Source organism: Halothece sp. PCC 7418 (genome assembly GCF_000317635.1).
Classification (GTDB): domain Bacteria; phylum Cyanobacteriota; class Cyanobacteriia; order Cyanobacteriales; family Rubidibacteraceae; genus Halothece.
In genome coordinates this window covers 3935828-3956720 of sequence record NC_019779.1, presented here as the reverse complement: position 1 = coordinate 3956720, position 20893 = coordinate 3935828, and the positions used below count along the sequence as shown (strand labels likewise).

Below are 20893 nucleotides of genomic sequence, written 5' to 3'. Positions count from 1 at the left end.
GGTAACAGGCTTGCTTGCAACTGGCTTTTGTGGGAAAAGGGGGAGGGTGAGAAAAGCAAGGAATTAACCCTCCCCCTCTCCCCGATTAATAGCAGGAAACCTTACCAGTTGGATGTTAAGACTCCCCAGAAAATAAAACCGCCAAAAATGAAGCGATACCCAACAAAAACCCAAGTATTTTGTTGTTGTAGATAACGTACTAATCCCACCACAGACAGATAAGAGAAAATAAATGTAGTGGCAGTTCCGATGAGAATCGGGACGGTTTGAGCATGATTCCAGCCTTGTTCTAAGACATCAATGAGTTCAACTCCTCCTGCTAAGATAATGGTGGGAATGCCCATGAGTAAAGCAAAACGGGCTGCTGTGGGACGATCTAAGCCCATAAATAAACCCGCAGTAATCGTAATTCCCGATCGCGAGGTGCCTGGAATTAAAGCCAGTGCTTGTGCAAGCCCCATCAGAATCGCATCTAGGGGTTTGAGGTCTTTTTCAGCGCGATCGCGCTTCCCCATCCAATCGCCGATTCCTAATAATAAGCCAATTCCCACCGATGTCATCCCAATGGTAGTCATACTCCGCAAGGGAGAGTCATCCGTTACAAACAGTTTCCAAAACACGCCACAGACCAAAATGGGAATTGTCCCTAATAAAATTCCCACAGTGAGACGCAAATTAGCATTATGATAATCCTTGTCTTGTATTCCTTGCCAACTCCCTTGTAACAGTTGCTGCAACTCTTGACGGAAATACCAAATAATCGCAGCAATACTCCCTAAATGAATCACCGCAGAAAAAGTAATGCCAGGATCTCCCCAACCTAACGCCACGGGAACCACTTTCAGGTGCGCACTACTACTAATCGGCAAAAATTCCGTAATCCCTTGTACAATCCCTAAAATCACCGCCTGAAACCAATTTAGGCTTGTTTCCTTAGCCCCCTCAGTGGTTTGTGCTGAGGCTGTGGGAATCATAAGCCAGAAAACGAATCCGCAGAAAAAAAGAAACGATCGAGAAAATAACTGACGAGAGAAAGTGCGCATTTTGAACAAAATAGGAAAGAAATCAATAAAAATGTACTCTTGCTTTCTTAATTACTTTACCTAAAGATCCTTTAGCTTTCATAAAAATGCTAACTGTCCACTCTCTTCAATTTTTACCCGATAACCTTCATGGGAAGGAGTCTCCAAGTTTAATCCTAGGATTAATTCTTTTGCAACTGCTTGAATCATGGGAATCGGAACAGAATTACCCCCCTGTTTACGAATTTGTGAATGAGGAACAACAATCGGATAATTATCTGGAAACCCTTGTAGTCTTAGGTTTTCTCTAGAGGTTAAACGCCGAACACCATTCACTAAAAGATAATTATAAGATGCTCCCGCTCGTAAAGCGCAACTATAAGGTAAGACAGAAATATTTCCTGATTTATTTTCATGCCAAACTGATGGGAAAAACGGTTCAGATTTCAGACGACTCCAGACACTTTTGACAACTTTTTCAGAAGCATAATGTTTCGGATCGACTTCTTTATCATCTTCTAAAAAATCTTTGAGATTTGCTCTTTCTTTTTGAACTTCAGGAAAGCGAAAAGAGTAGTTTCCTAAAAAACCAATAATAATAATCCGTTCTCGTTTTTGAGGCAACCCGAAATCAAGAGCATTCAAAACTTTACTATAAACGGTATATCCTAAACTTTCTAAAGAGGTTTTAATAACAGAGAACGTCCTCCCTTGATCATGGCTCACTAGATTTTTAACATTTTCGAGTAAAAAGGCTTTTGGTCTTTTGACTTTTAAGATTCGTTCTATATCAAAAAAAAGTGTACCTCTCGTGTCGGTAAAGCCTTTGCGATCGCCAAGGATGCTAAATGTTTGACAAGGAAAACCAGCCGTTAAAATATCATGATCAGGAATCTTTTCTGCGTCAATCTGTGTAATATCACCGTGAGGTGTTTCTAAAAAATAGGCTTGATATGACTTTTGAGCGTAACGATCCCACTCGGAACTAAAGACACATTTTCCTCCGATATTTTCAAACGCAATTCTAATTCCTCCAATTCCTGCAAATAAATCAACAAATGTGAAAGTTGTCATAGCTTGTAAAAATGATTCTGAGTTACTTCACCATAATATATCTAGAATATATTGGGTTATTATTTTGATCCTTAGTCATGATGAGTCTTCCGTTGTACAATTCCAATAAACGCATCTTCTAACGAAAAGGGAATTAAGCGGTGACTGTGAAGAGTTAAATTCGCTTCCTCTAAACGCTGTTTCACTTGCGACCACTTTTCCTCTACATTGTCTAAAACTAGGTGAACGCGATCGCCGAAAATTGCAACGCGCCAACTGTCAAAATTGGCTTTCAAAGTGTTAGCTGTAGCTTCCACATTATTGGTTTTAATTTCCACTAATTGACCTGGTTGTTCGGCTTTAATTTGAGTCGGTGAACCTTGGGTGACGACTTCTCCCGCGACCATGAAGCCCATGCGATTACAGTTTTCTGCTTCTTCAAGATAGTGCGTTGTTACTAGAATTGCGGTTCCCTGTTGGGCGAAATCGCGGATTAAGCGCCAGAATTGTCGCCTGGCTAGCGGATCAACGCCAGATGTCGGTTCATCCAAAAATAAAATTTCAGGTTCGTGCATCACTGACGCACCAAAGGCGACTCGTTGTTTCCATCCCCCTGGGAGTCTTCCTGTGAGGGTGTTTTCTTGACCTTCTAAACCACAGGTTTTCAGTACCCAGTTAATTTTCTCTGAGCGAAGTTTTGCGGGTACGCCGTAAACCCCACAGTAGAAGCGCAGGTTTTGGAGGATGGTCAGATCGTCGTAGAGAGTGAATTTCTGACTCATGTAGCCAATGCGCGATCGCGTTTCACTACTATAAATATTTTCCCGTTGTCCCGCTAGCATCATGTCACCCCCACTCGCAGGTAACAAGCCACACAACATTTTAATGGTCGTGGTTTTTCCAGCGCCATTCGCACCGAGTAAGCCATATATTTCCCCATATTTCACTTCTAGATCAATTCCTTTCACCGCTTGGAAGTCACCAAAGGTTTTTTGCAGGTGATACGCAGCGATCGCGATGTCAGCCTCTATTTTTCCATTGCGATCGCGCGGGAAGGGAATAAACGGCGGATCAGACTGGGAAGCGCGGAGGTTACTAACAAAGACGTTTTCTAAGGTGGGTTCGTTGGTTTCAATGCGATGGACGGTAATCTGATTGGCTGCGAGGATGGCTTGAGTTTCATCGGTTCCTGCGTTGCTATCACGGGTTAAAATGTCCACGCGATCGCCGAAAGATTGCACATCAGCGAGAGTATTTTCTTTCTGGGATATGGCTTCTTGTAAGACGGTTTCTGCTTGAAACACATCATTACACCGCACTTCTAACCGAACTAAACCTAAACTCTCTCGTAACTGGGATACCGTTCCCATTTGTTGAATTTCCCCATTATAGATTAACGCAATGCGATGACAACGTTCCGCTTCGTCTAGGTAAGGCGTTGCTGCGACAATAGTGACTCCTTCTGTTGCGACAGAGGCGAGTAAATCCCAAAATTCGCGACGGGATACGGGATCGACTCCCGTTGTTGGTTCATCCAATAATAAAACTTCGGGATTGGACACTAACGCACAACAGAGGGCGAGTTTTTGTTTCATTCCCCCAGAAAGTTGTCCCGCAAGACGATCGCGAAAAGAATCTAAACTCACACGCTGTAATAACGCTTGGGCGCGAGATTGAAACTGGCTTTCGGGAACTCTCCGCACACGGGCATTATAAGCGATATTTTCTGCAACACTTAAATCGGAATAGAGAGAAAACGTTTGGGTGAGATAGCCCGTTTTTAAGCGTACCTCTCGGGGGAGATTTCCTAAAACTTCCACGGTTCCACTGGTTGCTTCCATGACACCCGCAAGAATGTTAAATGTCGTGGTTTTTCCCGCACCATCCGGTCCAATTAAACCAAAAATCTCTCCTTTCCCCACAGTAAAGTTGATTCCTTTCACCGCAGGAACATTTCCGTACTGTTTCCATAATCCTTCCACACGGATAACAAAGGAAGATTCTTTATCCCCTCTCTCAGATTTTAAGTAAAAGTCCAAGTTTTTCAACTCTCTGTGTCTCTATCGAGTATAATTTCAGCATCGGCTGGCATGCCAGGTTTTGCAAAGCCTTGGGGATTGTCAATGCTGAGTTTTAAGCCAAAGACTTGTTGCACGCGATCGCGCTTAAAATAGATATTCTCAGGGGTGAAGGAGGCTTCACTGTCAATGGAACTAACGGTAGCGTCTAAGGGCGTATTGGGATCGGAATCGAGATAGACGTTCGCAGTTTGACCCACTCGAATATTACCAATTTCACCTTCAGGAACATATCCCCGCAGATAGACCTCATTTAAGTCGAGAACCGTAACAATGATTTTTCCTGCACTCAAGACTTCTCCGGGTTCTGCGATGCGATCTAAGACAACACCCGCAATGGGGCTGGTAATATTGAGATCATCTAACTGGGCTTTAATTTCTTCCAAGTTGGCTTCTGCATTTGCAACATTCGCTTGGGTGGCTTCTCGGCGCGATCGCGCTTGAGCCAGTTGTTGTTGTAATCCTTGCAATCGTTCCGTAAAAATTTCGGGGTCAAGGCTACTCGTTTTCGCTTGTCTTAACGTTCCTCGCGCCACCTTGACTTGACGTTGGGCTGCATTTACCGCCGATTGACGGGCTGCGAGGGTCGCTTGTCGGCTTTCCCATTCCGTTTGCGCTTGATCATAGCGTTGCTTGGGAACCACCCCTTGTTCCCATAAAGTTTGAAACCGATCGCGATCGGCTTTGGCTAATTGTAACTGAGATTGGGCTTCTACTTCATTGGCTTCGGCTTGATCAAGTTGCGCGATCGCTGCGTCTAAATTTCCTTGGGCTTCTTCAATTCTTCCTTCAGCGTTATCTTGGGCTTGTTGACGACTTAAACGAGTTTCTCGGATATTGCTTTGAATGACTTCAATCTGCAATCGCGCTTGTTGGACTTCTTGTTGGGTGCTTTTGAGTCTGGCTTGGCTTGCTTTATATCGCGCTTGCAGTTCATCATCATCCAGTTTGGCAATGATTTGGTCATTTGTCACGCGATCGCCTTCTCGAACCGTTATTGCTTCCACTCGACCCGAAACCGTTGTTCCAATATCCGTTTCATAGCCTTCAATCCGTCCACTAAGTTCAATCGCTGTCTCTTTGGTTAGCGAGAAGAAATAGTATCTCACCCCCACTCCCACACCTGCTAAGACTAACGCGAGAGGAATTAAAAATTTTAGTTTGCGCGATCGTGATTTAGAAGATTGATCCGTTCCTGAATCCTCAAATTGAGACGCAGAGGTTGTTTTTTGTACCATACCATACTGTACAGTTTGACCCTAATTGCACTATATCGTATAGTATAAAAATAAGCAAACTCTCTACAGAAAGATAATTTTTCCTTCATGGTGAATCTTCTCCAATCTTCAAAACGTCAGCAAATCATTCAAGGTGCGATTTCTGTTTTTTTAGAACAAGGCTATGAAGGAACGAGTATGGATCGTATTGCTGCGGTGGCGGGCGTTTCCAAAAATACAATTTATAATCATTTTCAAGATAAGAAAGGGTTATTTGTTTTTCTGATGGAACAAGTAACAACGGAACGATTTGAAAGAGTGTTTGGATCAGTTTCCTTGTCTGGCGATCCAGCAATGGTATTGCGTCAAATTGCAGACAAACTTCTCAATACAATTAGAACTGATCAAGACTATATTGCGTTTATTCGTTTGATTATTGGTGAGTCGGGAAGATTTCCTGAACTCGCCCAATTATTGGTGAAAGCGTTACCAGAGAAAGTCATTCAAACCTTAACTAACTATTTAGACTCTCATCCCGAATTAAATTTAGAAAATACAGAAGCAACGGTGCGTATTTTTATCGGTTCGCTAATGGGATATATTCTCACGCAAGAAGTCTTACATGGCAAAGAAATTATCCCTTTAGAACAAGAAGTGCTCATTAATAGTTTAGTCAAATTAATCATCGGTTAAGTTTTGAGAAGAATTTCAAGTAAGATGAAATACCTTGAACTCCCCTGATAATATCTTGATTTTGAAAGGCTACTTTTTAGCGCGATCGCGCTCCACTCTCCTTCCCAAACACTGATCGCGCCCTATCTACTCTTCCTAAACAGCGATTATGCTTTCAACTAATTAGTTTTGTCTGAATTTTCTATGAGTTCCTGTAATTTTTTCTTCTCTTCAGATAGAGTAAGATTAGCATCAAAATAAATGGCATTTGGACGGGGACGACTGGTAAATTCTTTCCAAGCCTCCTCATCATTTCTATTAGCCAAGACATAAGACCTTAATTCAGAAAGGCTCATTTGAGTGAAATTAGGTTTCTGCGACATCGTACCTCCATTGTCCTGTTTCAAAAATTGTAAGTTCGATAGTTCCTTGTTCGCCAGCAATCAAAAATATTTCTCTTCTTTCTTGATCATAACGAAATAATTGAATCGGTCGGTAGCAGTTGGACAAGACTTGGCAAAGTGCTATACATTTTAGCATTTGTGACTCGGTTGGCATTACTGTCATTAAAATACTTTGTGCTAGTCTGTTGCTTATCCTATTTCTAAATCTCTCACTCGCCTTCACCTCCTCTTCAAAAAACGCGATCGCGCCTCCTTCTCTTCCCCAAAGCGCGATCGCCTAACTTGGTGCTTGCATCTAAATGATAAGATATCATAGTTTTTATGATCTAAGGATAAAATTCATGAGAAACAAGTTGTCAGCCGAAGAAATTTACAACCTTTTACTAGAAGATAGAATTACCAATCAAACTGGAGAGTTTCGGATTAATTTTGCAGGAATTAATACAAAAGTTAGCCAGAAAAGTGGTATTGGCGATCTGTTTCAAGAGTGGTTTAGTGCATGGTTAGATTATAAAAATATTTGGTATAGAACTAAAAGCAATACTCAAGAGTTCCCTGATTTTTTACTGGATGAATCTGATCAAAAGAATTTGTTAGAAGTAAAAGTATTTAATAATGACGCATCTCCTAACTTCGATGTTGCTAACTTTCTTGCTTATATTAATTCATTAACGACTCATGCTTATCGCTTAGATGCTAAATATTTAATTTTTGGATATACACTTAATAACGATGGAGATTTTCAAATTAAAAATATTTGGCTGAAAGAAATAGAGGAAATTACAGGCAAATCACAAAGGTATCCTATCAAATGTCAAGTTAAAAGTAATGTTATTGTTAACATTCGACCGATTACTTGGTTTTCACAACAAGGTCAAAAGCCCTTTCATTCCAAACGAGAGTTTGTAGAAGCACTAAAACAAACGATTGACCAATACAATCACACAAAGGATTTAGAAAAATATAGAGGATGGTTTCCTCAAGTCAAGGAAAAGTATTATGAGCAGACAGGTAAAGAGCTTTGAATGTCTCTATTATTCAAGTGTGCTAAAGCTGTCGTTAGCAGTCTTAGAGAAACAGACTTAATCACAGGTACAACAACTGTATTTCCCAAAAGATCGTAGGCTTGATCTGGCTTTAAATTGATTTGGTAACTTTCAGGAAAGCCAAATAATCTCAATCCTTCTCTGATCGTCAGCTTTCTAATTCCTTCACCATCGACAACTGCTAATTTTGCCATATCTGTTGCTACTAATGCTGGTGTTACAGTGTTAGGATCAAGGATTTTTGAAATGGGAAAACTTAATTTTCCTGTTACAATATTATATCCCTTCGGTAAATCTTCTCGCGGTACTCTTTTTTTGATCATTTTTCCTTTCTCTTCTACTGCTACTTCATCCCTTGGGTGTTCTAATTTTAAATATCCTTTTTCGACTAAATTATCTAAACTTTTCTTTAAGTTTTTGGGACAAAGATATGATTTATTTTCTGCGTAGAACATTTCTATTTCTTCTAAGGTTAATGGCATTCCATCCATCCATTTAATTCCTTTGAGTTGGGCAAATTTTTTATATCTTCTAATCTTGAGTAAAGTATTTAATATTTCTTTTTGTTCTGTCGTAATATTTCCTTTTAGGCAAAGTTCCCAACTATGAATATTATTCTTGCCACCGCGTTTATCCTTAATGGCTTTGCCCACTAATTCTTGAGGAGAAAAAGCAGCTGTTAGTTTTATAGAAAAATCATCGGTTAAGGTAGGCTGATTAGTTTCTAGAATATCGTTTAATCGGACTTCTTTTTGAGCATTCATTAAGAAATGCAATTCGGTTAAGGAAACTTTTTCTTGCTTTAATCCAGTAATATAAATTCTTTTTCTTTCTTGGGCAACTCCAAAATACTTGGAATTAAAAACACCCCAAGAAATTTGATATCCTAATAAAGACAAGTTGTTTTCTATGGTCTTTAAAGTTTTGCCTTGGTCATGATTAACCAAATTATCGACATTTTCTAAAAGAAAGCCTTGTGGTTGATGATGTTTTAATATCTTCTCAATTTCAAAGAATAATGTTCCTCTTGTATCTAAAAAGCCTTGTCGTTTTCCCGCCGTGCTGAATGCTTGACAAGGGAAACCAGCCAGTAAAAAGTCAAAATTTGGGATGGCATTTAAATTAATTTCAGTGATGTCACCCTCCACTTGAGAATTAAAATTTTTCTCGTAGGTTAAAATAGCAGTTTTTTTGACTTCTGAAGAAAATACACAATTTGGAGTTAAACCTAATTCATGACAAGCTGATTCAAACCCTAATCTCATTCCCCCTATTCCTGCAAAGAGATCAATAAAATTTACTGTTGTCATTTTAGTTCTCAGTCCTTCCTTGTTGAGCGATGTATCTGTCTAATTCTTCTCGTTTAATACGCCACCTTAAACTCTTTCCTAATTTGATTCCTGAAAGAGTCCCTTCACGTAGCCAACGACGCACTGTTTCTGAATGCACTTTCAGAATTTTTGCGACTTCATCAGGGGTTAAAAGTTCATCTTTTTTCATGGCTAAGATCAACACTTTGATTTTGCCCGTTAATGCAACATTATACAATTTAATACCATATTAGACAACATTGATGCTGTGTAAACCTGTAACCCTCGGTATAAGCTAATTCCGATAAGGCTTAATCGGTCTCTGTTAAGCTATAAACTACTGTAAGAGTGAACGATCGCGCCTTCTCTCCTTCCCAAAGCGCGATCGCCAAGTATAAAGTAGTTTATTATGCAGTATTTTAAGGTAAAATACGTAGCTAACGAGTCTTCTTCTTCTGAATTGATTTAGTAAAATTGTGAATCAAGAGCAGTTATGGGAAATTGAAAAGTATGTAAATCAAGAGGGAATTTGTCCTTTTGATGAATGGTTTGAAACCTTATACTCTCAATTTCAAGCTCGAATTGATGCTCGTTTTGACCGCATCAGTTTGGGCAATTTTGGCGATAATAAAAACTTAGGTGGGGGAATCTATGAATTACGGTTTTCTTTTGGTGCAGGCTACCGAGTTTATTATGGAATTAGAGGGAGACGAGTAATCCTTTTGCTGACAGGTGGCTCGAAAAACAGTCAAAATAAAGATATTAGACTTGCGAAAGAGCTTTGGAATGCTTACAAAAAAGAAAGCCGAGGAGAGTAATCTAATGCCCATAAAAAGTTACAGAAACGATTTGCTAGTAAGACTAAGTAATCCAGAGTATTCATCACAATATCTCAAAGCTGCTCTTGATGAAACTTTAGAGGATGGAAATATGGAGGCTTTTTTCTTGGCTCTAAATAATGTTATTGAAGCTAGAGAAGAAACTTTAGACTTTGCCAAAGAAGCGAATATTTCTAGAGAGGAATTAAAGCGTATCGTTAGTAAAAAAGAAAGTCCTAATTTGATGACACTTACTTCTCTTCTTAAAGCAGTTGGTTTAACAATTGACTTTAAACCATCAGTATCTGTTAATCAAGACTAAACGCGATCGCGCCTCTCTCCTTCCCAAAAACAGCGATCGCGCTTCCCTCTCCTTCCCAACAGCGATGTGGCTCCGCCTATGCTTCGCTTTCCGCGCCTCTCTACTCTCCACACAGCGATAGTAACTCGCACCAAAATAAAGGAGAGCCAAATGCAGGATTCTATATTATCTTAGGTAACGAGGGCTTTAGCTGTAGGAGTATCAGAACTTGCCCAAAAAAATCCGTGAACTCAAAGCCATGCTCAAAAAAGCTGGTTTTTCTGAGCATTCTGGTAAAGGAAGTCATACCAAGTAGCTTCACAGTCTTTACCCTGGTCGAGTAACTTTGTCTGGTAAGGATGGGGATGATGCTAAACCTTATCAAGAGAAAGAGGTCAAAGAAGCGATCAAACTTATTAAACAACAGTCTGGAGAGGACAAATGAATAATCTTAGATATCAAATGCTCATTGTTTGGTCAGAAGAAGACAACTGTTATCTTGTTCATCTTCCCGATTTTCCTGAACAAACTTATCGAACTCACGGAAACAGCTACCAAGAAGCCGCTAGAAATGGTCAAGAAGTGTTAGAGCTTCTACTTGAGGAAGATGGTTTGCCCTTACCGACACCTGATTCAACTGCTGCTTAAAAAACAAACCCTAATTATTAACCTGATCGCGCTCCCCTTCTCCAAAACAGCGATCGCGCTTCCTCCTCTTCCCAATAACAGCGAGGCTCTACGGCTCGGTCTGGAGACCTACGCGCTTCTGTCCCTTCCACACAAACAGCGATCGCGCTCCCCTCTCCTTCATCAAACAGCGAGGCTCTACGGCTCGGTCTTCGACCTACGCGCCTTCTCTACTCTTCTCAAACAGCGATCGCGTCTTATCTAGACGACGAAAGGAGACTAATGTTACATAACGTTGACTGGATACGCACGGACTGCTGTATCTACTGTCGCAATGGTCAAACCGTTTTGTAATGCTTGGCAGATCAACATCCTGTCAAATGGATCGCGATGTAATGTTGGCAGTTTAGCCAGTTGAAGCACACTACTTTCATTAAGGTCAAGACTGGTAATTTGATGCAGATCGCGCTGTTTGGGTAAATAAGTTTCGGGATGCTCCGGCAAAGGTAGCTTGCCCAACTGGTACTTGACAATTGCTTCCCAGACTGAAATTGCGCTCAGGTAAACCTCATTATCTGGATCGCGAATTGCATCCCGAACATCTTTCGACAACCGGGCATCGCCACTGATAAACCATAGAAAGATGTGTGTATCTAGCAGAATCCTCATTTACCCTCGAATGCATCGAGAAGATCTTCTGGCAATGGAGAATCAAAATCATCTGGCACGGTAAACTCCCCTGCACATAATCCAAACGGTCGTAATGGCTTATTCGTATTGATTGGTCTCAGTTCAGCGATCACTTTATCTGCTCGAACAATCACAATGGTTTCACCTGCCTCCACTTGGCGCAGATACTTTGAAGGATCGAGCTGAATTTCATCAATTGTCACACTTAGCATAAAAAAGCCTCAGTTATAAGCTCAAGGGATAATCCTCCTCCTGATTCAATTGTAAATTATGAGTGATTGGGAAGAGACTCGCAATGGTCAACAAGCCACTGTGGATTGGCAATTTTTTGTGGTCGATGCTCGGGTGAAACTAGAACGACTTCGACTCCCAGCCTGTCATAATCATCTTGGTTGAGTACTAGGATACGTTGGGTTATCCTTCCAGAGTTTATAATTCTTCCGTGCCGTCTTTTTGACTCTCTCTGGCAATTGAGCAAAACGTTGGACGAAATCATTAGTTAGTTCGGAATTCATATTTCATCAAAGCCCATCTCCTTAGTTTTCCCCTCGAAAGAATCATTTAAGGCTTGACGGGCTAATTCATCTAGAGAAGAATTTTGAGGTTGAGATAACGTCTTTTGCCATTGAAGCTCGCTTTTAATATCTTCAATCATTTGTTTAGCTAGTTCATCTTGAAGATGTTCTGGTAAATTTTGAGCTTTATTGAAGGCTTGTGTTAATAAATTAGTCATGTTCTCGCTTCCATAAAAAATATCTCTTGTTTTTCTTGATCATATCGCGCTTCCCTCTCCTTCCCAATAACAGCGATCGCGCTCCCCTTCCCTTCCTAAACAAACAGCGATCACGCCTTCTCTCCTTTCTCAAAACAACGATCGCGCTTCCTCCTCTTCCCACAAACAGCGATCGCGCCTCCCTCCCCTTCCCAAAAACACGCGATCGCGCTTCCCTCCCCTTCCCAAAACCGCGATCGCGCTCCCTTCGTAAGTTATAATTAATTTATATTCATTTTAAATTATTTTTATAATGGCTTCTGATCAACAGCTTTCTCCAAGTCTTTATGGTTTAAAGCATACCAATAAAGATTTCTCTTTAAAAGAATCATGGGGAAAAAATCAATTTAACACTGCATTTCCTACGGCTTTGGGGTGTTATATGCACCAAAAAGAAATTGATCCCATTTATTTAGTATTAAATTCTGACTTGGAAGTTGAAAAGAAAACGATAAAAGTTAATAGTATTTACGGAATTAATCCTTTAGCTAACGAGACCTTTTACGCATTTGAAAATCAATACAATTGTTATCAACATTTAGTTAATAATGGTTTACCAAGAATAGATTTGGTAATTAATCGTATTCAAAATAAGCAATTAAGTCCACTTCGAGGAATTGAAATTAAATTAACAGCTTTACCTGATCATACGACCTTTTCTGAATCAGACGAAAATTATGGCTGTGAGATTGTGATTCGTCCTGATACAATTGTGTATCTTGCTTTAAGCATTGCCTTAAAATTTCAAGAAGAAGCAAACGCACTAAAAGATTTAATCTCACCACACCTAGAAGATATTCGGGAGAATAATTGGTATGATCCTGACGTAATGCGACAGAATTCTGATAAAATTATTAGCGCGATCGATGCTGTGCTATTGAGTCGATTAAGTCAGCAAGAGCCTTTTCTCTTACAACCAATCTGGAAAACAGAAGGGAAAACACTAATTCTACATGAAAACTGTTTGGACATATTTGTTTGGAGTGATTATGCTTTAACTCGCTTATTCATAGATGTCTGTAAATCTTCTTCTAACCGACAAAAAATTACTCGACATTATCGAACAGCAATCTGGCTAGCAAAGATGCTCGTTGATTTTTCAAAAAAAGGAAAAATAGATCAAAGAGGAGTCATTGATAATCTTACTTATGATACTAAAAATGATAAAGCCTTTGCTGTTTCTGGTAAAATCACGAGACGGTATATGAAGTGTGATCAAATAACATCTCCACGTATTAAAAGAAATGAAATTAAAAATATTATTCTTAATGAAGGTGAGAGAATGTTAAGTCCAGAAAGGAGATTTGATGCTGCTATTCTAGGGACAAGTGAAATTTTTGGATAACATGAGTAAAGTAGCTTCTAAAAGAGTCGTTGATTTATTTGCTGGCTGTGGCGGCTTAACATTAGGATTTCAAAATCAAGGCTTTCAACTAGTCGTAGCAGCAGATAATTGGAAAACGGCAATAGACATCTATAAAAATAATTTCTCACATGACATTTTTCCGATTGATTTAAGTGATATTGAAAGTAGTATCGAGGTACTCAAGGATTTTGAACCTGACATAATTATTGGCGGACCGCCTTGTCAAGATTTTTCTCAAGCTGGTAAAAGAGATGAAAATCTTGGTAGGGGAAATTTGACTTATTCTTTTGCGAGAATTATTGAACAAGTCAAGCCTCAATATTTTGTTATGGAGAATGTTGATCAACTGGTTAAAAAAGATGTTTACAAAGAATCGATTAAATTATTAAAATCTAGAAGTTATGGGATTACAGTACAATTACTTGATGCCAGTTTATGTGGTGTCCCACAAAAGCGAAAACGTTACTTTGTTATTGGGGAATTTAATGGAGAAGATAACTTTTTAGATGATTTCTTATTGAATAATTTAGCTTCTAAGCCAATGACGGTTCGTGATTATTTGGGAACAACATTAGGAACAGAATATTATTATCGACATCCTCGAAGTTATGCACGTCGAGGAATTTATAGTATTGATGAACCGAGTGCTACGATACGGAGTGTTAATCGACCCATTCCAAAAGGATATCCAGGTCATCATTTAGATGCAACCTCTAATTTAGAATTAGTCAGACCATTAACGACTAAAGAGCGCAGTCTGATACAAACATTTCCTGAAAGTTTTAAATGGGTTAATGGTAGTAAAACAAATATTGAACTGGCGATTGCTAATGCAGTTCCTGTCAAATTAGCGGAATATGTTGCTTCTGCGCTTAGACAACATATTGAGGGGAATACTACACAATATAAACAAATGTCTTTATTTTCTATGACTACTTTTTAATGAGATGGTATTACACCATATCCCATCATGTTGTCTCTGTTAAGCTATAAACTACTGCAAGGATAAACGATCGCGCTCCAATTGCCGTTACAATAACCGTTATGGTTCATGTTAAGCGTTTAGAATTATCACGGTTTAAGTCGTTTGGTCAGACGACACAGATTCCCTTGCTAACGGGGTTTACAGTGGTTTCGGGTCCCAATGGATCAGGAAAGTCGAACATTCTCGATGCGCTGCTGTTTGCGTTGGGTTTAGCCAGTTCGCGGGGAATGCGTGCCGAACGATTGCCTGATCTGGTTAATAATCAGAATAATGGCAAAGGACGGGCGGAGACAACGGTTAAGGTCACCTTTGAATTGGATGATGAGACGGAATGGTCGGTGGCGCGTCGGCTGCGGGTGACGAAGGAGGGAAGTTATGCTTCCACGTTCTATATTAATGATGAAACCTGTACACAAAGCCAACTCCATGAACAACTGCGGGCGTTAAGAATTTATCCCGAAGGCTATAACGTGGTGTTACAGGGTGATGTCACGCGCATTATTAGCATGAATGGGCGCGAACGACGGGAAATTATTGATGAGTTGGCGGGGGTGGCGGAGTTTGACCGCAAAATTGCCAAGGCGAAGGAAACCCTGGAGACGGTAAAAGAAAAAGAGGAACGCTGTGAGATTCTCCAGCAAGAATTGATTAAAACGCGCGATCGCGCTGCCAGTGAACGCAACAAAGCGGAGAAATATCGTCAACTGAAGGCGGAAATTCAAGAGAAACAACAATGGGAAGCGGTTTTGGAGTGGAAAGCCCTAAAACAGCAAATTGATACGTTACAGGGGGAAATTACGGGGAATGAGCAAACTTTAACCCAACTCCAGCAGACGATTCAAACCACAGAAACCCAAATCCAACAAGCCAGTCAAACGCTGGATGACTTGAACGCCCAAGTGAAAGCCTTGGGAGAAGATGAACAGTTAGAAGCCACCTCGAAACTGGCGACACAAAAAGCCCAACAAGAACAACTGCAACAACGGGAAGCAGAGTTAAATCAAACGCTGGAAGAAACTGCAACTGCACAGGAACAGACGCGCACGCAACTGCAAGAACAGCAGACGCGCTTACAAACCTTACAGCAGGAATTAGCAGACCTAAGTGAGAAACAGCTTCAAGAGTTACAGCAAGCCCAGCATACTGCTCAAACTAAATTAGCAGAAAGTCGAGAACAAGCCAACGCGATCGCGTCAGCATCAGAAGAATGGATTCAGCAACAAACTCAACTCAGTCAACAAATTAATCAACTGCAAAATAGTCTCAACCCCCAGCGCACAGAACAAGCGCAACTGCAAGAACGAGAAACGCAACTCCAGCAGAAAATTGAAGAACAACAAACCACCCTTGCTTCCCTCACACCTGAACTAGAAGTGAAACAACAGACGCTTCAAGAACTTGAACAAACCGTTAACCAACTGCAAGCACAGGTTCAAACTCTCGCCCAACAACTGAGTCACGCGGAAGAAGAAAAGAAACTGCAACAAGCAACCCAAACTCGTCTCTTACAAGAACAACGAGACAAACAACGCAAGTTAGACAAACTGGAAGCCACTAAAGAAGCGGAAGAAAAAGCCCAAGGAACATACGCCACCCAAATCATTTTACAGAGCCCCATAACGGGAGTGTGCGGATTAGTCGCCCAACTGGGACAAGTAGAACCCCGCTATCAACTCGCCTTAGAAACCGCAGCCGGGGGAAGACTGGCGCAAATTGTGGTTGAAAATGACCAAGTGGGCGCAAAAGCCATTGAACTCCTGAAAGAAAAACGCGGTGGGCGAGCAACTTTTCTCCCGTTAAATAAAATTCAACCCCCGCGTCAAAATATGACCGCTGCGTTACGCTATGCCAATGGCTTCGTGGATTATGCAGCAAACTTAATCGAGTGTGAACCGCGCTATCAGGTCATTTTTGCTTATGTTTTTGGCAATACTGCGGTGTTTACCACTTTAGAAAAAGCCCGTCCCCATCTGGGGAAAACCCGCATCGTGACGTTAGAGGGAGAAATTTTAGAAAGCAGTGGTGCGATGAGTGGGGGAAGTCGCAGCACCCGTTCTAGTCTTCATTTTGGCACAGCGACGGAAACGGAATCCGATGAAATTCAACAGTTAAAAGCCCGTTTAGCGGAAATTGAGGAAATTTTAGCGGTTTGTGACCCCAAAATTGAACAAGCAACCACTGAAAGCCAACGACTGACAGAACAACTCAACGAAACTCGCCAGCAGCATCAAGAACAACAATGGCAGTATAAACAAACCCAGCAGGAAATTGAACGTCTCAGCCAACAGCAACAGCAAGTTAGTGAACAACTGAGTCAAAATGAAAATGAGTTGATGCAACTGCAAGGGCGTTTAGAACTCCTCGCCAATAGTATCCCCCAACAAGAAACCGAGTTAGTGCAACTGCAAGCGGAACTGGCGGAGTTAGAAGCTAGTCACAGCAACACCCAATGGCAAGAAATTCAGCAGGTGATTAAACAGCAGGAAGCGGAGTTAAAGCAAGCAGAAACCGCCCTCAATGAAGCGAAACAGCAACAACAGCAGTTAGAAACGGAACAATTACGATTACAGGAAAAAATCTCTACTTCTGAACAACGGTTAACGGAATATGAACAGCGGGTGGTAGAAACAAACCAACAGAAAGCAACCGTTGAACAGCAAAAGCAAGACATTGCAGCGAAAATTGCCGAAACCGACACTGTAATTGCCCAATTACAAGAGAAACTGGGTAAACTGAAAGAAGAGCGCGATCGCGCAGACAAAACCCTCCGTTCCCATCAACGTCAACAAGACAAGCAAACTTGGAAGCAGCAAAAACTGCAAGAAACCCTCAGCGAACAACAAGAAAAACTCGCCACGCTACAAAGTCAGTATGAGGAGAAAGGAAATTCCCTTGCGCAACCGCTTCCCGAAATCCCCGAATTAGTGCAAGAAACCCCCAGCGAAACGATTACCTTCGCCAACTACAGCGAACAACTCACCCACTTACAAGAGGAACTGCGCCAGATGCAAAAACGCCTCCAAGACATGGAACCCGTTAATATGCTGGCGTTAGAAGAATACGAAAAAACCCAAGCCCGTCTCGATGAACTGACGGAAAAACTCACCACCCTCCAAGAAGAACGCAATGAACTGCTTCTCCGCATTGAAACCTTTACCACCCGCAGAATTGAAGCCTTTAACGAAGCCTTTAACGCCGTTAACGAAAACTTCCAAACCATCTTCGCCACCCTCTCCGATGGCGATGGCTACCTCCAACTGGATAAACCTGACGACATCAGCAACGCCAACCTGAATCTTATCGCGCACCCGAAAGGAAAACCCGTCCAACGGTTACATTCTATGTCTGGGGGAGAAAAATCCTTAACGGCGCTGAGTTTTATTTTCGCACTCCAACGCTATCGCCCATCCCCCTTCTACGCCTTTGATGAAGTGGATATGTTTTTAGATGGTGCGAACGTCCAACGCCTAGCGAATATGATTCAACAGCAAGCGCAAGAAGCGCAGTTTATTGTGGTGAGTTTACGTCGCCCCATGATTGAAGCCTCCATGCGAACCATTGGGGTTACCCAAGCCAGAGGCGCTTATACGCAAGTCTTAGGAATTAAACTTTAAGTCTCATTTTCCTCTAATTAAAGTAGAACTTACGCATTGACAATAATACAAAAATATGCATTAGCCAATTGAGTCGATTTCGATGCACTTATTCTTCTCCTTGACAGTGATCGCGCTGTAAGACGATTACGGCACCACAATAAACTAAGCTGTATCCAATCTTTATTTTGGTAATAAGTGACGAACAGACCTTACACTTTTACCAAAAAGAAACTTATACAAAGGTTCAGGCATTAAGTCAGGAAGAAAACTCATTATTTCTGTTACTTTTCTTGTCAAATTTAAAATCAAGTTTTCAACATCTTCCCAAAATGTAGGATCACGATTTTCTATCATTTTCAAAATTTCGTCTAATTCTAACTGAACTTTCTTTCTATGGGATGTATAAAGTTGTTTTTCGGGATATGTTAACTGTTGCTGTTCTTCCCAATTATTTACATCATCTCCTATTTTTTCTGTAAATGACTGAATTTGTGTAAAGTCTTGTAGGAGATGTTCAGTTTCAAATTTATGCACATCAAAAATTCCAAACTTTTTTCGCTTCTGTCCTATCTTCTCTCGAAGGCGTACAAGTTTACGATAAACAGGCGCAAATTTATTTTCAAAGTCTTTCTCTGAAATTATTGTGAAAACTCTATTCAATAGCGAGGGTTTTTCATTCATAATTGAAAATCCAAAAATACATAAATTCTATAAAAAGTATCATAAATTAATCACAGATCACGTGAAATTTAAAGCAAACTTAAGAATGTAGGTTCTAGTAGAGCATAGCAAAACCCAACTTTTTAATCATATCCCTACTCTTTTAAATTGCGCGATCGCGCCTTTAATACATCTCAAACTAACTGCGCGTTTGCGCGAAAAGCGAAGCACAGGCGTAGCCTAATCGCAGCTGCAAAAGTTAGAATAGAACTGTTCAAGCGATCCAACGAAAAAGTGATCCGAAACTTTAAAGATAAAGAAACTGAAAAAATCTTTGAACGTACTCGATCGCGGAAACTTCCTTCAGAAATTCAGCAAGTAGCCCTGCGAAAGTTACGAATGTTAAACCGCGCAGAAACCCTCCAAGACCTTAGAGTTCCAACAGCGAATCGTTTAGAACGTTTGACTGGTGACAGAGAAGGACAATACAGCATTCGAGTTAACAACCAATGGCGGATTTGCTTTAAATGGGAAGAAGGTAATGCTATAGATGTCGAGATTGTTGATTATCATTGAGGTGAGCCAATGAAAGAAGATAAATTAAATCCCATTCACCCAGGAGAGGTACTGTTAGAAGAATTTATTAAACCAATGAATCTTGAGATCAATCAAATTGCTTCGTCTTTAAAAGTACCAACCCAACAGATCCATGACCTTATTAATGGCAAAAAAGCAATCACCGCAGATTTGGCTCTACGTTTAGCTTATTTCTTCAAGATGTCGCCACATTTTTGGCTAGGATTGCAGATGGATTATGATTTAGATACTGTCAAAGATCAGGTAGGAAAAAAGTTGAAAGAAGAAATTACAGTTTTTGAAAATTAAAACTCGAAAAAGTTTTCTCTTTCTTGGATAAAATCCTCAAATCTTTTCACAGCTATATCACAATAATCACGTCTGATCTCAAACCCTAAGAAAATCCTTCCTAATCCCACTGCTGCGATCCCAGTTGAACCCGATCCCGCAAATGGGTCTAACACTAACTCTATTAGCAATAACAAAGCAACACCTAACTTTTTAATCAAGCGACTACTTTTTAAAGTTGCGCGATCGTCGCTACACAAGCTATAACTGTTGTAAGCTGAAACTTCAATCCACTCATATTTGATAAACCGCTTTCGCCACTCTTTCTCAGGGGGATGGTCATCTCCAACTGGATAAACCCGACGACTTTTTGATGGGAGTGTCAAAAAGGACATTGAAAGCCAGTCTCTCTAGATGCTTTTTGATCAAAAGTTAGAAGAATCTCATATCCATGTTTTTCGCCAATTTGCTGAATTAGATAATCAGAAAAATCAGCTTTTCCTTTCTCATACCGTCTCAAAGCCTTCAGACAACAATCCAGTTGCTCAATTTCAAAGACAGGAACAGACAGGACTTTTTGCAATGTTGCGACTCTTTCAGGCTTAGAAATCTTATAAGCTGTTTTAAGTACCCAATTCAATTCACATAAGACAATACAAGAGATAAACCCTTGTTTCTCTGTTGTTAGCTGTTCAATTGCTTCTGTTGCCTTTTGTGCTTGTTCGGGATCATCTTCGATAATATACCGAATCAGAACATTAGTATCAATCGCATACATTACAAATTGGTTCTTGCTTCTTGTTCAATTGCAGCATTCATCTCTTCTAGGGTTTTTGGAGTTCCCTGATAATTGACACAGCCTTTGAGAGATTTTACATCTGTTGTTCGTGGCTTAATGACATACGTTCCATCTTCTAGTGGTTCAAACAAAACTTTGTCTCCTGTTTTCAGGTGCATGGCATCCCGTAAGGCTTTCGGTAGAGTAATTTGCCCTTTAACCGTTATTCTTGCTTCCATTTTCCTTACTTTAATCTTATTTTCTTACTTTATAGTAAGGTGACAGCGAATAATTTGTCAATTAGGTCAAACAAACGCCGTCAACAAAAACTTCCAAACCATCTTCGCCACCCTCTTCAATGGCGATCGCTACCTCCTCAACCATTCCAAAGGAAACCCGTCCAACGCCTAGCCAGATTCAACAGCAAGCCCAAGAAGCGCAGTTTATTGTGGTGAGTTTACGTCGCCCCATGATTGAAGCCTCCATGCGTACTATTGGGGTTACCCAAGCCAGAGGTGCTTATACGCAAGTCTTAGGAATTAAACTTTAAGTCTCAATTTCAAAATATACCTGCATTGTTAGATCACTATGAAAAATCAGTCTAAACGGTCAAACCTTGTCAGAACTTAAGATT

30 protein-coding genes and 1 pseudogene are annotated in these 20893 nt (G+C 40.5%); 16 read left to right on the top strand and 15 right to left on the bottom strand.

Translation table 11 applies throughout. From position 1 onward, the window contains the following. Window positions 1-101: 101 nt before the first annotated feature. The 4 genes from PCC7418_RS18120 to PCC7418_RS18105 all read right to left on the bottom strand — a co-directional run bounded on the left by PCC7418_RS18120 (window position 102) and on the right by PCC7418_RS18105 (window position 5391). Window positions 102-974 carry an undecaprenyl-diphosphate phosphatase gene (locus PCC7418_RS18120; protein WP_015227640.1) on the bottom strand — a complete coding sequence of 291 codons (873 nt, stop codon included), beginning with the start codon at window positions 972-974 and terminating at the stop codon, window positions 102-104. 147 nt (window positions 975-1121) lie between these two features. Beyond that, on the bottom strand, window positions 1122-2096 hold the full coding sequence (locus PCC7418_RS18115) for a DNA cytosine methyltransferase (RefSeq protein WP_015227639.1): 975 nt from the start codon (window positions 2094-2096) through the stop codon (window positions 1122-1124). Between the two features lie 71 nt (window positions 2097-2167). Then, window positions 2168-4114, bottom strand: coding sequence for an ATP-binding cassette domain-containing protein (locus tag PCC7418_RS18110; RefSeq protein ID WP_015227638.1), 1947 nt, complete (start codon window positions 4112-4114; stop codon window positions 2168-2170). A 5-nt stretch (window positions 4115-4119) separates the two neighbouring features. Beyond that, window positions 4120-5391, bottom strand: a complete 1272-nt coding sequence (locus tag PCC7418_RS18105; protein ID WP_015227637.1) for an HlyD family secretion protein — start codon at window positions 5389-5391, stop codon at window positions 4120-4122. 87 nt (window positions 5392-5478) lie between these two features. On the opposite strand from PCC7418_RS18105, the gene PCC7418_RS18100 reads away from it, so the two are divergent. After that, window positions 5479-6063 (top strand): TetR/AcrR family transcriptional regulator, encoded by a 585-nt coding sequence (locus PCC7418_RS18100; RefSeq protein ID WP_015227636.1) that lies wholly within the window; start codon window positions 5479-5481, stop codon window positions 6061-6063. A 158-nt stretch (window positions 6064-6221) separates the two neighbouring features. Here PCC7418_RS18100 and PCC7418_RS18095 read toward each other — a convergent pair whose 3' ends face one another. After that, window positions 6222-6425, bottom strand: a complete 204-nt coding sequence (locus tag PCC7418_RS18095) for a DUF6887 family protein (protein ID WP_015227635.1) — start codon at window positions 6423-6425, stop codon at window positions 6222-6224. Next, window positions 6409-6582 (bottom strand): DUF6888 family protein, encoded by a 174-nt coding sequence (locus PCC7418_RS21410; protein WP_396275495.1) that lies wholly within the window; start codon window positions 6580-6582, stop codon window positions 6409-6411. Before PCC7418_RS21410 ends, PCC7418_RS18095 begins: the two co-directional genes overlap by 17 nt. Between PCC7418_RS21410 and PCC7418_RS20685 the strand changes: the two genes are divergently transcribed. Beyond that, window positions 6545-6727, top strand: a complete 183-nt coding sequence (locus tag PCC7418_RS20685; RefSeq protein WP_171814930.1) for a hypothetical protein — start codon at window positions 6545-6547, stop codon at window positions 6725-6727. The genes PCC7418_RS21410 and PCC7418_RS20685 overlap by 38 nt on opposite strands. Window positions 6728-6799: 72 nt before the next feature. Further along, window positions 6800-7471: an NgoBV family restriction endonuclease gene (locus PCC7418_RS18090; protein ID WP_171814929.1), complete on the top strand. Its 672-nt coding sequence runs from the start codon at window positions 6800-6802 to the stop codon at window positions 7469-7471. Here PCC7418_RS18090 and dcm read toward each other — a convergent pair. Together dcm and PCC7418_RS18080 are read right to left on the bottom strand one after the other, a co-directional pair. Beyond that, window positions 7444-8802 (bottom strand): DNA (cytosine-5-)-methyltransferase, encoded by a 1359-nt coding sequence (gene dcm / locus PCC7418_RS18085; protein WP_015227632.1) that lies wholly within the window; start codon window positions 8800-8802, stop codon window positions 7444-7446. The two genes, PCC7418_RS18090 and dcm, sit on opposite strands and share 28 nt — an antisense overlap. 1 nt (window position 8803) lies before the next feature. After that, window positions 8804-8992 (bottom strand): helix-turn-helix domain-containing protein, encoded by a 189-nt coding sequence (locus PCC7418_RS18080; protein WP_015227631.1) that lies wholly within the window; start codon window positions 8990-8992, stop codon window positions 8804-8806. Between the two features lie 286 nt (window positions 8993-9278). Here PCC7418_RS18080 and PCC7418_RS18075 point away from each other — a divergent pair, with 286 nt between their 5' ends. The 5 genes and pseudogenes from PCC7418_RS18075 to PCC7418_RS20350 all read left to right on the top strand — a co-directional run bounded on the left by PCC7418_RS18075 (window position 9279) and on the right by PCC7418_RS20350 (window position 10813). Next, window positions 9279-9620, top strand: a complete 342-nt coding sequence (locus PCC7418_RS18075) for a type II toxin-antitoxin system RelE/ParE family toxin (RefSeq protein ID WP_015227630.1) — start codon at window positions 9279-9281, stop codon at window positions 9618-9620. A gap of 4 nt (window positions 9621-9624) precedes the next feature. Next, the gene (locus tag PCC7418_RS18070) at window positions 9625-9942 is read left to right on the top strand and encodes a DNA-binding protein (RefSeq protein WP_015227629.1); all 318 of its coding nucleotides are present in this window, start codon (window positions 9625-9627) and stop codon (window positions 9940-9942) included. A gap of 208 nt (window positions 9943-10150) precedes the next feature. Beyond that, window positions 10151-10366, top strand: a pseudogene (locus PCC7418_RS21055) (type II toxin-antitoxin system HicA family toxin). Beyond that, entirely contained in the window at window positions 10363-10569 is a 207-nt protein-coding gene (locus PCC7418_RS18060) for a type II toxin-antitoxin system HicB family antitoxin (protein ID WP_015227628.1), read from the top strand. Before PCC7418_RS21055 ends, PCC7418_RS18060 begins: the two are co-directional and overlap by 4 nt. After that, entirely contained in the window at window positions 10529-10813 is a 285-nt protein-coding gene (locus PCC7418_RS20350) for a hypothetical protein (RefSeq protein WP_150107096.1), read from the top strand. Before PCC7418_RS18060 ends, PCC7418_RS20350 begins: the two co-directional genes overlap by 41 nt. 20 nt (window positions 10814-10833) lie before the next feature. Here the strand turns inward: PCC7418_RS20350 and PCC7418_RS18055 are convergent, their stop codons facing one another. Together PCC7418_RS18055 and PCC7418_RS18050 are read right to left on the bottom strand one after the other, a co-directional pair. Then, window positions 10834-11217, bottom strand: a complete 384-nt coding sequence (locus PCC7418_RS18055; RefSeq protein WP_015227627.1) for a type II toxin-antitoxin system VapC family toxin — start codon at window positions 11215-11217, stop codon at window positions 10834-10836. Continuing rightward, window positions 11214-11450, bottom strand: a complete 237-nt coding sequence (locus PCC7418_RS18050) for a type II toxin-antitoxin system Phd/YefM family antitoxin (RefSeq protein WP_015227626.1) — start codon at window positions 11448-11450, stop codon at window positions 11214-11216. Before PCC7418_RS18050 ends, PCC7418_RS18055 begins: the two co-directional genes overlap by 4 nt. A gap of 58 nt (window positions 11451-11508) precedes the next feature. Here PCC7418_RS18050 and PCC7418_RS21200 point away from each other — a divergent pair, with 58 nt between their 5' ends. Beyond that, window positions 11509-11634, top strand: a complete 126-nt coding sequence (locus tag PCC7418_RS21200; protein WP_255348268.1) for a hypothetical protein — start codon at window positions 11509-11511, stop codon at window positions 11632-11634. Window positions 11635-11749: 115 nt separating this feature from the next. Here the strand turns inward: PCC7418_RS21200 and PCC7418_RS18045 are convergent, their stop codons facing one another. Next, window positions 11750-11971 carry a hypothetical protein gene (locus PCC7418_RS18045; RefSeq protein WP_015227625.1) on the bottom strand — a complete coding sequence of 74 codons (222 nt, stop codon included), beginning with the start codon at window positions 11969-11971 and terminating at the stop codon, window positions 11750-11752. A gap of 26 nt (window positions 11972-11997) precedes the next feature. On the opposite strand from PCC7418_RS18045, the gene PCC7418_RS20345 reads away from it, so the two are divergent. The 4 genes from PCC7418_RS20345 (at window position 11998) to smc (ending at window position 17975) form a co-directional block, all read left to right on the top strand. Continuing rightward, entirely contained in the window at window positions 11998-12231 is a 234-nt protein-coding gene (locus PCC7418_RS20345; RefSeq protein ID WP_150107095.1) for a hypothetical protein, read from the top strand. 32 nt (window positions 12232-12263) lie between these two features. Continuing rightward, window positions 12264-13355, top strand: a complete 1092-nt coding sequence (locus tag PCC7418_RS18040; RefSeq protein ID WP_015227624.1) for a HindVP family restriction endonuclease — start codon at window positions 12264-12266, stop codon at window positions 13353-13355. Between the two features lies 1 nt (window position 13356). After that, window positions 13357-14319 (top strand): DNA cytosine methyltransferase, encoded by a 963-nt coding sequence (locus tag PCC7418_RS18035; RefSeq protein ID WP_015227623.1) that lies wholly within the window; start codon window positions 13357-13359, stop codon window positions 14317-14319. A 101-nt stretch (window positions 14320-14420) separates the two neighbouring features. Next, window positions 14421-17975 carry a chromosome segregation protein SMC gene (gene smc / locus PCC7418_RS18030; RefSeq protein WP_015227622.1) on the top strand — a complete coding sequence of 1185 codons (3555 nt, stop codon included), beginning with the start codon at window positions 14421-14423 and terminating at the stop codon, window positions 17973-17975. 162 nt (window positions 17976-18137) lie between these two features. Here smc and PCC7418_RS18025 read toward each other — a convergent pair whose 3' ends face one another. Beyond that, window positions 18138-18638, bottom strand: a complete 501-nt coding sequence (locus tag PCC7418_RS18025; RefSeq protein ID WP_015227621.1) for a hypothetical protein — start codon at window positions 18636-18638, stop codon at window positions 18138-18140. Window positions 18639-18911: 273 nt separating this feature from the next. On the opposite strand from PCC7418_RS18025, the gene PCC7418_RS18020 reads away from it, so the two are divergent. Together PCC7418_RS18020 and PCC7418_RS18015 are read left to right on the top strand one after the other, a co-directional pair. Next, complete coding sequence (locus PCC7418_RS18020) at window positions 18912-19193, top strand: type II toxin-antitoxin system RelE/ParE family toxin (protein WP_015227620.1); 282 nt, start codon at window positions 18912-18914, stop codon at window positions 19191-19193. 9 nt (window positions 19194-19202) lie between these two features. Beyond that, window positions 19203-19502 carry a HigA family addiction module antitoxin gene (locus PCC7418_RS18015; RefSeq protein ID WP_015227619.1) on the top strand — a complete coding sequence of 100 codons (300 nt, stop codon included), beginning with the start codon at window positions 19203-19205 and terminating at the stop codon, window positions 19500-19502. Here PCC7418_RS18015 and PCC7418_RS18010 read toward each other — a convergent pair. Genes PCC7418_RS18010 through PCC7418_RS18000 form a run of 3 tightly spaced genes read right to left on the bottom strand, consistent with a single transcriptional unit; the run spans window position 19499 to window position 20498 of the window. Beyond that, on the bottom strand, window positions 19499-19876 hold the full coding sequence (locus PCC7418_RS18010) for a DNA methylase N-4/N-6 domain-containing protein (RefSeq protein ID WP_015227618.1): 378 nt from the start codon (window positions 19874-19876) through the stop codon (window positions 19499-19501). The two genes, PCC7418_RS18015 and PCC7418_RS18010, sit on opposite strands and share 4 nt — an antisense overlap. Next, window positions 19864-20259 carry a PIN domain-containing protein gene (locus PCC7418_RS18005; RefSeq protein WP_015227617.1) on the bottom strand — a complete coding sequence of 132 codons (396 nt, stop codon included), beginning with the start codon at window positions 20257-20259 and terminating at the stop codon, window positions 19864-19866. The genes PCC7418_RS18010 and PCC7418_RS18005 overlap by 13 nt, the downstream gene beginning before the upstream one ends. Continuing rightward, a complete protein-coding gene (locus PCC7418_RS18000; protein WP_015227616.1) occupies window positions 20259-20498 on the bottom strand; it encodes an AbrB/MazE/SpoVT family DNA-binding domain-containing protein in 240 nt (79 codons plus the stop codon). The genes PCC7418_RS18005 and PCC7418_RS18000 overlap by 1 nt, the downstream gene beginning before the upstream one ends. Before the next feature lie 119 nt (window positions 20499-20617). On the opposite strand from PCC7418_RS18000, the gene PCC7418_RS20340 reads away from it, so the two are divergent. Beyond that, on the top strand, window positions 20618-20809 hold the full coding sequence (locus PCC7418_RS20340; RefSeq protein WP_216086654.1) for a hypothetical protein: 192 nt from the start codon (window positions 20618-20620) through the stop codon (window positions 20807-20809). Window positions 20810-20893 lie beyond the last annotated feature (84 nt).